Consider the following 10,115-nt stretch of genomic DNA (forward strand, 5'->3'; position numbering starts at 1 on the left):
GCGGTATTCGGTTCAGCCGGAAAGCAACTCGGCGAGGCGGGCGCCCTTGGCCCGCCACTGCCAGTTGTCCACCGCCCAGTGCCGTCCCGCGACGCCCATCGCGGCGGCCCGCCCCGGATCCGCCAGGAGATCACCGACAGCGGTCACGATCGCGGTGACGTCGGTGCCGTCGACGACGGTGCCGGTCTGCCCGTCGAGCACGGTTTCGGGTGCCCCGCCGGAGGTTCCGGCGACCACAGGCACGCCACTGGCCGAGGCCTCCAGGTAGACGATGCCGAGGCCCTCGACATCCAACCCGGCGCCCCGCGTGCGGCACGGCATCGCGAACACGTCCGCCATGGCGTGGTGGGCGGGCAGTTCGTCACTCGGCACCCCGCCGGTGAACACCACCTGCTCGGCCACGTCGCACTCGTGCGCCAGCTGCTTGAGCTTGTCCAGATACGGTCCACCGCCGACGACGACCAGAATGGTGCCGGGCACTCGCCGCCGGATCGCAGGTAGCGCCCGGATGAGCATGTCCTGGCCCTTGCGCGGCACCAGTCGCGACAGGCACACCACCACAGGGCTTCCGCCCAAGCCGTAGCGCTTGCGCAGTTCGGCGCGAGCCGCCGGGTCGGGCTGGAACCGGTCGGTGTCGACCCCGGGCGGCAGGTGTTCGAGGGCGGCACGGGGTCCGAACGCCGAAGCGAACCGTCCCCGCGTGTAGTGGCTGACGAACGTCACGACGTCGGCGTCATCGCCGATGCGGCGCAGCGCGCTGCGGGCCACCGGCAGCATCGACCAGCCCACCTCGTGCCCGTGGGTGCTGGCGACCACCCGGCTCGCTCCGGCTCGCCGCGCCAACGGTCCCAGCAGGGCCAGTGGTGCGGCCGCGCCGAACCAGACGGTGTCGATGTCGTGTTCACCGATGAGCCGGCACATCCGCGTTGCGACCGTCGGCTCCGGGATCATCAGCGTGGTCGGGTGCCGCACCACCTGGTAGGCGGACGCGGCGGCCGCGTCGTAAGCCTCGGCGCCTTTCCATTTCGGCGCGTAGACCGTCAACCGATGTTCACCCGAGCTCGTCAACTGCCCGACGAACGCCTCGAGATATGACTGGATGCCCCCACGCCGCGGCGGAAAATCGTTGGTGACCAACAGAACCCGCGTCATTGTGCCCTCACCTTAACCATCGGCTTCAGGCTAGCGGCTGAGCCACTGCCGCCAGTCGGTGAGTACCTGATCAAGATCGATCCCGAGCACATCGTGCACCGCGGTACCCACGTCGGGATGACCGAATCCGCAGGCACGCAGATACAGATCACGCAGTGCACGTGGGCCGTACCGGTCGGCGACGTAGCGGCTGAACCACCAGGCCCGGTCGTAGGCGAGCGATCTCGCGGCACCGATCGAGTCCAGGTCGGCATCGGTGGGCAACTGGGCCAGTTCGGCGGCGCGCGTCGGACCTGGGAGCGGCTCGGCCGGGCGCCCGACGTAATCGGCGACGCCTTCGGTGAGCCAGCGGGGTGCGTCGGGTGCGGTACGTGCTCTCGACGCGTAATGGAACAGCTCGTGGCGCAGCACGATTCGCAGTGCCGGCCGGCTCATGTCGGCAGCCCCGGGGGCGAACATGATGCGCTGCGCCGTGGTGGTCGCGGCGATGTCCTCTGCGCCCCCGGCCAGCACCCGGAATTGGTCGTCGGATCCGGCGACTACCAGGTTGATCTGATGGGGCCAGTCGGGCCCCCAGAAGCCGGTGACCACTGTCGCGGCGGTACCCAACTCGGTGTCGAGGCGGCCCAGCAGAGCCGCAGTGCGTTCACCACCCAGCCCGAGCAGCTGGGCTGTGCGGCCATCGGGCAGGACCACCGATGTCACCGGGTCCGGGGCGCTGACGGCGGGAACCACGCTCACCGCGGGCAGGGCCGACGGCGGGGGCGACGGGGATTGAGCGGGTGCCGCGGCGGGCCACAGTACGGCGGCCGCCGCGATCAGCTCAGCCAGTAAAGCGGTGCCCAGAACCGGCCGAGAGACCGACGGATCAGTACCGACGGATGTCGTAGATCGGCGCATTGTTGACCGGGGCGACCCGAACGGGGACGCCATAAGTCGACGCGTGCACCATCATTCCGTCGCCGATGTAGATGCCCACATGCGAGGCATCCGAGTAGTACGTCACCAGATCGCCGGGCTGGATCTGATCCATGGAGACCGGCTGTCCACCCGCAGCCAGGGCCTGGCTGGAGTGCGGAAGCGAGATACCGGCCTGCTGGAACGACCACATCACCAGACCCGAGCAGTCGAACGAGCCCGGGCCGGCCGCACCCCAGGAGTACGGCGAGCCGATGCGGCTCAGTGCGGCCTGGATGACCGTTGCCGAATGCTCGCTACCGCCGGGCGTCGCTGCCGCAGGCGGCGCTACGTCGCCGGGCGGGATGCCGTCGGGTGCGGAGGCCTGGATGCTGGGATCCTCCGCCGGTGGCAACGCCTGCGGAGCTGGTGGCGGCGGGGCGACCGGTGCCGGCGGCGTAGCTGCGAGCGCTTCGCGCTGTCCCGGGGTGAGGGCCTGGTACTGCGACTTGACGATCGCGATCTGGACCTGCAACTGGCTTTGCTTGGATTGCAGGTCCGCGCGCACTGCGGCAGCCTGCTCGGCCGCGGTCTTCGCATCGGCCGCGGACTTGGCCGACGCCGCCTCGGCGTCAGCGGCCTTGTTGCCGACCTCGCGGTAGCTCTGCATCTGCCCGGCCATCTCGGCGGCCATCACGCGCTGGACGGCGAGTTGGTCGATCAGCTGCTGCGGCGAGTCGGCGGTCAGCATCGCGTCGAAGCCCGATGTCCGGCCACCCATGTACTGCGTCGCGGCGACCTTGTCCACGGCAGTCTGGAACGTTGCCAACTGAGCCTTGGCGGCATCGACGGCCGCGACGTCATCAGCATGCCGCTTGTCCGCATCCTGTTGCGCCGCAAGCTTTTTGTTCAGATCGATTTGCGCCGAGTGCATCGCCTCGGTAGTCTGCTCGGCCTGCCTAGATAACTCATTCAGCTTTGCCAGAGCGTCCTGCGCAGGGTCCGCCTGCGCAGCGCCGGCAAGAAGTCCGGCCATTACGGTCAAGCCCGCGATTGCACCTGCAATGGGTCGCTTGACACGACTTGTGGGCCCGTGCGCGCGGTCGTGCCTCAAGTTTTCGTCCTCACAACTGGCGTTAGCGAGCCGCCTCGAACTGCTCTTAGGTCTCAGATAGGTTACGAAACGGCATCGGTCTTGTCCAACAGGAGATGGAAATCTCCGACGGGAGATGCAAATCTAACAGCCCCAGAGGAATATTTTCCTGCGCAACCGGCGATGCGTGTCGTCAGGCGACCCCGGGTGTGCCGTTTCGGTGAATCGGCACGAGCCGCAGTCGGGGCGCCAAACCCGCGTCTGCCAGCACTTCCAGCGCCCGGCGCTCGTCGTCCAGCAACTTCTCAGGCACGCCGAGCAAAACGCTCACAACGCAGTCCTGACAGCCGGGACCGCGGACCGCGCAGTCGTCGCAGTCGATGGTCACGCTGCCGATGTCAGGCGCGGGCCTGCCCGGTTGGTGCGCAGATGTCATCTTGACCGTCCTCTCGATCGGTGTTAGGCGCACGCTAACGGGGGGCACCGACATTTAGCGGAGCGGATTGGCGCGGCGGCGTCGCGATGTCGGTGGTTGTGCCTAGCGTCTTGTGCCATGGGCCAGCGCCGCGTCGCCGACACCGGGCAGCTGCCGTTGGACTTCGAGAACGAGCTGGAGGCCGTCAGCCTCGCCGACACCACCTTCGTGGTGGTCGACCTGGAAACCACGGGTGGGCGCGCCACCGCGACGCAGCCGGGCGGCGGCTACGACGCCATCACCGAGATCGGCGCGGTCAAGGTGCGCGGCGGCGAAGTGCTCGGCGAGCTGGCCACCCTGATCGACCCCGGCCGGGCCATCCCCCCGCAGATCGTCCAACTGACCGGCATCACAACGGCTATGGTGCGCGACGCCCCACGGATCGACAGCGTCCTGCCCGCATTCCTCGAATTCTCTCGGGGCGCGGTGCTGGTGGCCCACAACGCGGGCTTCGACATCGGCTTCCTGCGGGCGGCGGCGCAACGCGCTCAGCTGCCGTGGCCGCGTCCGCCAGTGCTGTGCACGGTGAAGCTGGCGCGCCGCGTCCTCACCCGCGACGAGGCGCCAAGCGTTCGACTCGCCGCGCTGGCCCGACTGTTCGGCGCATCGACCACGCCGACGCACCGCGCCCTCGACGATGCCCGGGCCACCGTCGACGTCCTGCACGGCCTGATCGAGCGGGTCGGCAATCAGGGCATCCACACATTCGCCGATCTGCGGTCATACCTGCCCAACACCACACCCGCTCAGCGCCGCAACCGGGCTTTGGCCGACCGGCTGCCGAACCGGCCCGGGGTGTATCTGTTCCGCGGGCCGTCCGACGAGGTTCTCTATGTCGGCACCGCCGTCGACCTGCGTCGTCGGGTCCGCCAGTACTTCACCGGTGCCGACCCGCGGGCCAGCATGAAGGAGATGACGTCGTTGGCCCGCGCGGTCGACCACGTCGAGTGCGCACACGAGCTGGAGGCCGGGGTACGCGAGCTGCGGCTGTTGGCGGCCCACGCGCCGCCCTACAACCGCCGGTCCAAGTTTCCGCAGCGCTGGTGGTGGCTGGCGCTCACCGATGAGGCGTTCCCGCGTTTCTCGGTCGTGCGAAACCCTGGGCGGCGCACTGCCATCGGGCCGTTCTCGGCCCGCGCCGACGCCGTGCAGACCGGCGACCTGCTGGCCCGGTTCACCGGGATGCGTACCTGCACCGCCCGATTCGGCGCCGCCGCCGTGCACCGGTGCCCGGAACGCGAGCTGTCGCCGTGTCCGGCACTGCAGGGCGCCGACGCCGCCGCGTATGCCGCCGCTCCCGAGCGCGTCATCGCGCTGATCGACGGGACCTCAAGTGCGCCGCTGGCAGCCGTGCTCGCTCATATCGACGAGCTCGCCGCGGCCAACCGCTACGAGACCGCGGCCCGGGTGCGTGACCATGCCGCCGTGGCCATCGAGACGCTGTGGCGGGGTCAGCGGCTGCGGGCCCTGGTCGCCGTACCGGAGCTGGTGGCCGCGCGCAGCGACGGCAACGGCGGTTGGCAGCTGACGGTCATCCGGTCCGGTCAGCTGGCCGCGGCCGGTGTTGCCGCGCGCGGGGTGCCGCCGATGCCGGTCGTGGACGCGCTGTGCGCGGCGGCGCAGGTGGTGCTGCCGGACGACGGCCCGCTCGGCGGTGCACTCGTCGAGGAGACGGGGCTCATCGCCCGCTGGCTGGCGCAGCCGGGGATACGGATCGTCCGAGCCGATGTGGGTTGGGCGACGCCGCGGGAGTCGGCGGGCCGTTACGCCCAGTGGGCGGCGACGGCAAGGTCGGCCCGGGTGGCAGCCCAGCAGGAAGTGGCCCCCTCAGAGCTGCTGACCGAACCGCACCCAACGCGCGAGCAGTTGTTCGGCCGCTCCGGAGTCGATCGCCTCGGTGGCCCGAGCCAAACCGGACTCCCACGCAGGAACCCACTTGGCGTCGCTGGCTAGTCCGGCGTGGGCGACCATCGCGCCCGCCGCGTTGAGCACCACGGCGTCGCGCACCGGGCCCTTGGCTCCGCCCAGGACAGCTCGCGCCTCGGCGGCGTTGGTGGCGGCGTCACCGCCGACGAGCTCGGTGATCTCCGCGCGGGCGAAGCCGAAGGCGGCCGGGTCGAACGTCAGGCGTTCCACGGTGCCGGCCTGCACGCGCCAGATGGTGCTGGTGGTCGTGGTGGTGAGCTCGTCGAGGCCGTCGTCGCCGTGGACCACGAGCACACTGGAGCCGCGGGCGGCGAAAACACCCGCCATCACCTCGGCCAGGTCGGCCCACGCGCAACCGATCAGACCGGCTCGTGGCCGGGCCGGGTTGGTCAGCGGCCCAAGCAGATTGAAGACCGTCGGCACGCCGATCTCGCGACGAACCACCGATGCGTGCCGGTAGGACGGATGGAACTGCGGCGCGAACGCGAAGCCGATGCCCACCTCATCGACGCTGCGGGCCAGGTCGTCGGCGCCGAGGTCGATCTTGACGCCGAGCGCTTCGAGCGTGTCCGCCCCGCCCGACAGTGACGATGCCGCGCGGTTGCCGTGTTTGACGACAGGGACGCCGCCGGCGGCCACCACGATGGCCGCCATCGTCGACAGGTTCACGGTGTTGGCCCCGTCGCCGCCGGTACCGACGATGTCGACGGTCTCGGTGCCGATCCGGTCGGTGGGCACCAGGCGGGCGTGGGACAGCATGTTGTCAGCCAGCTCGCCCACTTCTGCCGAGGTCGGCCGTTTCATCTTCATGGCGACCGCGAAACCGGCGATCTGCGCGGGGGTCGCCGCGCCCGTCATGATCTGGTCCATCGCCCATGTCGCATGCCCGTTGGGCAGGCTCTGCCCGGTGGTCAGCCGCCCCAGAACGTGCGGCCACGTCGGCGCTCCGTCGGGGCGAGACGGGGATGAGGACGGTTGCGAGGATCCGGTGACCACCGCCGAATGCTATCGCCCGGCGTGATCGCCGATGTCGATCCGGCCCGGTTCGGCCCGGGGCTCCGCGACACGAATCCGACCAATTGCTCGACCCGGGTGGAGTTCGACAACTACAAAGCGTCATACTTGCGGGGTGACGAGCGCTGTAGGCACCTCGGGAACCGCCATCACCTCGCGTGTTCATTCGCTGAACCGCCCGAATATGGTGAGTGTTGGCACCATAGTATGGCTTTCCAGTGAGTTGATGTTCTTTGCTGGGCTATTTGCGATGTACTTCACGGCCCGCGCCCAGGCTGATGGTGTGTGGCCACCACCACCCACGCACCTGAACCTCGCCGAGGCAGTGCCGGTGACGCTGGTGCTGATCGCGTCGTCGTTCACCTGCCAGATGGGCGTGTTCGCCGCCGAGCGCGGTGACGTGTTCGGCCTGCGCCGGTGGTACGTCCTGACTTTCTTCATGGGCGCGTTCTTCGTCGGCGGCCAGGCGTACGAGTACTTCATGCTCGTGCACGAGGGCACCACGATCCCGAGCAGCGCCTATGGCTCGGTGTTCTACCTGGCGACCGGTTTCCACGGCATGCACGTGATCGGCGGTCTGGTTGCGTTCATCTTCCTGCTCGCGCGCACCAAGATGAGTAAGTTCACTCCCGCGCAGGCCACCGCGGCGATCGTCGTCTCGTACTACTGGCACTTCGTCGACATCGTGTGGATCGCACTGTTCGCCACCATCTACTTCGTCCGCTAGTCGGACGGCCGATGAGTCCGATGAGAAGGAGTTCGATGACCAGCAAGTCGCGCCGTCGGCTGCGCCGGCGATTGTCAGCAGGCCTACTGCTGTTGATCGGCCTGGCAGTCGCGGGGGGTGTGGCGGCAACGCTGACGCCGACACCGCAGGTAGCGGTCGCTGATGAATCACAGTCGGCCCTGCTGCGCACCGGCAAGCAGCTGTTTGACACGTCCTGCGTGTCTTGCCATGGCGCCAACCTGCAGGGTGTTCCCGACCGTGGGCCCAGCTTGATCGGTACCGGCGAGGCCGCCGTGTACTTCCAGGTGTCCACCGGCCGTATGCCTGCCATGCGCGGCGAGGCCCAGGCCCCGCGCAAGCCCGAGCACTTCGACGAGTCCCAGATCGACGCGTTGGGTGCCTACGTTCAGGCCAACGGCGGCGGCCCGACCGTCGTCCGTGACGCCAACGGTGGGGTTGCCCAGGAATCGCTGATCGGTCCGAACGTGGCCCGCGGTGGCGACCTGTTCCGCCTGAACTGCGCGTCGTGCCACAACTTCACCGGCAAGGGCGGCGCACTGTCCTCCGGTAAGTACGCACCTGATCTCGGTGAGGCCAACCCGGCCCAGATCTACACCGCGATGCTGACCGGTCCGCAGAACATGCCCAAGTTCTCCGACCGCCAGCTCTCGCCCGAGGAGAAGCGCGACATCGTGGCCTACGTCCGCGAGTCGGCCGAGACCCCGAGCTACGGCGGTTACGGCCTCGGTGGCTTCGGCCCCGCGCCCGAAGGTATGGCGATGTGGATCATCGGAATCGTCGCGGCCATCGGCATCGCGATGTGGATCGGAGCACGCGCATGAGCGCCAATACCCCTGAAGGCACGCCGACCGACGCCGAACTGGCATCGATGACGCGTGAGGAACTCGTCGAACTCGGCGGCAAGATCGACGGAGTCGAGACCATCTTCAAGGAGCCGCGCTGGCCGGTTCCGGGTACCAAGGCCGAGAAGCGCTCCGAGCGTCTGGTCGCGTATTGGCTTCTGCTGGCCGGACTTTCGGGCCTGGCCCTGCTGCTGGTGTTCATCTTCTGGCCATGGGAGTACAAGCCCTTCGGTTCCGAGGGCCAGTTCCTCTACTCGCTGGCCACCCCGCTGTACGGCCTGACCTTCGGTCTGTCGGTCCTGGCCATCGGTGTCGGCGCGGTGCTGTTCCAGAAGAAGTTCATCCCCGAGGAAATCTCGATCCAGGACCGCCACGACGGGCGTTCCACCGAGGTGGCCCGCAAGACCGTCGCAGCCAACCTGACCGACGCTCTTGAAGGCTCGACCATCAAGCGGCGCAAGCTCATCGGTCTGTCGCTGGGTATCGGTCTCGGCGCGTTCGGTGCAGGCACCCTGGTGGCGTTCATCGGTGGTCTGATCAAGAACCCGTGGAAGCCGGTCGTTCCCACCGCCAATGGCAAGGAAGCCGTGCTGTGGACCTCGGGCTGGACGCCGCGGTTCCACGGCGAGACCATCTACCTCGCTCGCGCCACCGGCGTTCCCGGCTCCTCGCCCTTCGTCAAGATGCGGCCCGAGGATCTGGACGCGGGCGGTATGGAAACCGTATTCCCTTGGCGCGAAGAGGATGGCGACGGCACCACTGTCGAGTCCAACCACAAGCTGACCGAGATCGCCATGGGCGTGCGCAACCCCGTCATGCTGATCCGCATCAAGCCGGCGGACATGCACCGCGTGGTCAAGCGTAAGGGTCAGGAGAGCTTCAACTTCGGTGAGCTGTTCGCCTTCACCAAGGTGTGCTCGCATCTGGGCTGCCCCTCGTCGCTGTACGAGCAGCAGACCTATCGGATCCTGTGCCCGTGCCACCAGTCGCAGTTCGACGCGTTGCACTTCGCCAAGCCCATCTTCGGTCCGGCTGCGCGCGCGTTGGCGCAGCTGCCCATCACCATTGACAAAGACGGTTACCTGGTTGCCAACGGCAACTTCATCGAGCCCGTCGGACCGGCATTCTGGGAGCGCAAATCATGAGCCCTGACCTTGCCAAGATGGCTGCCGCGCAAGGCGATGCGATCGACTCGCGGTATCACCCGTCAGCGGCGGTACGCCGTCAGCTGAACAAGGTTTTCCCCACCCACTGGTCGTTTCTGCTGGGTGAGATCGCGCTGTACAGCTTCATCGTGCTGCTGATCACCGGTGTGTGGCTGACCCTGTTCTTCGATCCGTCGATGGCCGAGGTCACCTACAACGGTGTGTACCAACCACTTCGGGGCGTGCAGATGTCACGTGCCTACGAGACGGCACTGGACATCAGCTTCGAGATCCGCGGCGGTCTGTTCGTCCGCCAGATCCACCACTGGGCCGCCCTGATGTTCGCCGCGTCGATCATGGTGCACATGGCCCGCATCTTCTTCACGGGTGCGTTCCGGCGTCCGCGTGAGGCCAACTGGGTCATCGGCTCGCTGCTGTTGATCCTGGCCATGTTCGAGGGTTACTTCGGCTACTCGCTGCCCGACGACCTGCTGTCCGGCATCGGCCTGCGCGCCGCGCTGTCCTCGATCACCCTGGGTATGCCTGTGATCGGCACCTGGTTGCACTGGGCGCTGTTCGGCGGCGACTTCCCCGGCACCGTGCTGATCCCGCGTCTGTACGCCCTGCACATCCTGCTGATCCCTGGCATCATCCTGGCGCTGATCGGTGCCCACCTGGCGCTCGTGTGGTTCCAGAAGCACACGCAGTTCCCCGGCCCGGGCCGCACCGAGACCAACGTCGTCGGTGTGCGCGTCATGCCGGTGTTCGCGGTCAAGTCCGGGGCGTTCTTCGCCATGATCACCGGCGTGCTCGGCCTGATGGG

Annotated in this window: 9 protein-coding genes and 1 pseudogene; 5 read left to right on the top strand and 5 right to left on the bottom strand. The window is 68.0% G+C overall.

The annotated features are described in order from the left end of the window. Nucleotides 1-12 precede the first annotated feature (12 nt). From pimB to BST13_RS22555, 4 genes are all read right to left on the bottom strand, one after another. Entirely contained in the window at nt 13-1,152 is a 1,140-nt protein-coding gene (gene pimB / locus BST13_RS22540; protein WP_083166243.1) for a GDP-mannose-dependent alpha-(1-6)-phosphatidylinositol monomannoside mannosyltransferase, read from the bottom strand. A 30-nt stretch (nt 1,153-1,182) separates the two neighbouring features. After that, a complete protein-coding gene (locus BST13_RS22545) occupies nt 1,183-2,052 on the bottom strand; it encodes a gluzincin family metallopeptidase (protein ID WP_083166244.1) in 870 nt (289 codons plus the stop codon). After that, nucleotides 2,021-3,163, bottom strand: a complete 1,143-nt coding sequence (gene ripC / locus BST13_RS22550) for a peptidoglycan hydrolase RipC (RefSeq protein ID WP_083166245.1) — start codon at nt 3,161-3,163, stop codon at nt 2,021-2,023. Before ripC ends, BST13_RS22545 begins: the two co-directional genes overlap by 32 nt. A gap of 172 nt (nt 3,164-3,335) precedes the next feature. Continuing rightward, nucleotides 3,336-3,578 (bottom strand): hypothetical protein, encoded by a 243-nt coding sequence (locus BST13_RS22555; protein WP_083166246.1) that lies wholly within the window; start codon nt 3,576-3,578, stop codon nt 3,336-3,338. A 117-nt stretch (nt 3,579-3,695) separates the two neighbouring features. On the opposite strand from BST13_RS22555, the pseudogene BST13_RS22560 reads away from it, so the two are divergent. Then, nucleotides 3,696-5,507 (top strand): annotated as a pseudogene (locus BST13_RS22560) (DEDD exonuclease domain-containing protein); the annotation flags it as partial. On the opposite strand, the gene trpD reads toward BST13_RS22560, so the two are convergent. After that, nucleotides 5,445-6,539, bottom strand: coding sequence for an anthranilate phosphoribosyltransferase (gene trpD, locus BST13_RS22565; RefSeq protein ID WP_083166248.1), 1,095 nt, complete (start codon nt 6,537-6,539; stop codon nt 5,445-5,447). The pseudogene BST13_RS22560 and the gene trpD overlap by 63 nt on opposite strands. Before the next feature lie 133 nt (nt 6,540-6,672). Between trpD and ctaE the strand changes: the two genes are divergently transcribed. The 4 genes from ctaE to BST13_RS22585 all read left to right on the top strand — a co-directional run. Beyond that, the gene (ctaE, locus tag BST13_RS22570; protein ID WP_062830356.1) at nt 6,673-7,284 is read left to right on the top strand and encodes an aa3-type cytochrome oxidase subunit III; all 612 of its coding nucleotides are present in this window, start codon (nt 6,673-6,675) and stop codon (nt 7,282-7,284) included. A gap of 11 nt (nt 7,285-7,295) precedes the next feature. Continuing rightward, on the top strand, nt 7,296-8,126 hold the full coding sequence (qcrC, locus tag BST13_RS22575) for a cytochrome bc1 complex diheme cytochrome c subunit (protein ID WP_170064313.1): 831 nt from the start codon (nt 7,296-7,298) through the stop codon (nt 8,124-8,126). Further along, nucleotides 8,123-9,292, top strand: a complete 1,170-nt coding sequence (gene qcrA / locus BST13_RS22580) for a cytochrome bc1 complex Rieske iron-sulfur subunit (protein ID WP_083166249.1) — start codon at nt 8,123-8,125, stop codon at nt 9,290-9,292. The genes qcrC and qcrA overlap by 4 nt, the downstream gene beginning before the upstream one ends. Next, a partial coding sequence (locus tag BST13_RS22585; protein WP_142282825.1) for a cytochrome b occupies nt 9,289-10,115 on the top strand: 827 nt, incomplete at its 3' end. The genes qcrA and BST13_RS22585, both read left to right, overlap by 4 nt.

The sequence above is a fragment of the Mycobacterium aquaticum genome, from assembly GCF_002086485.1.
GTDB lineage: Bacteria > Actinomycetota > Actinomycetes > Mycobacteriales > Mycobacteriaceae > Mycobacterium > Mycobacterium aquaticum.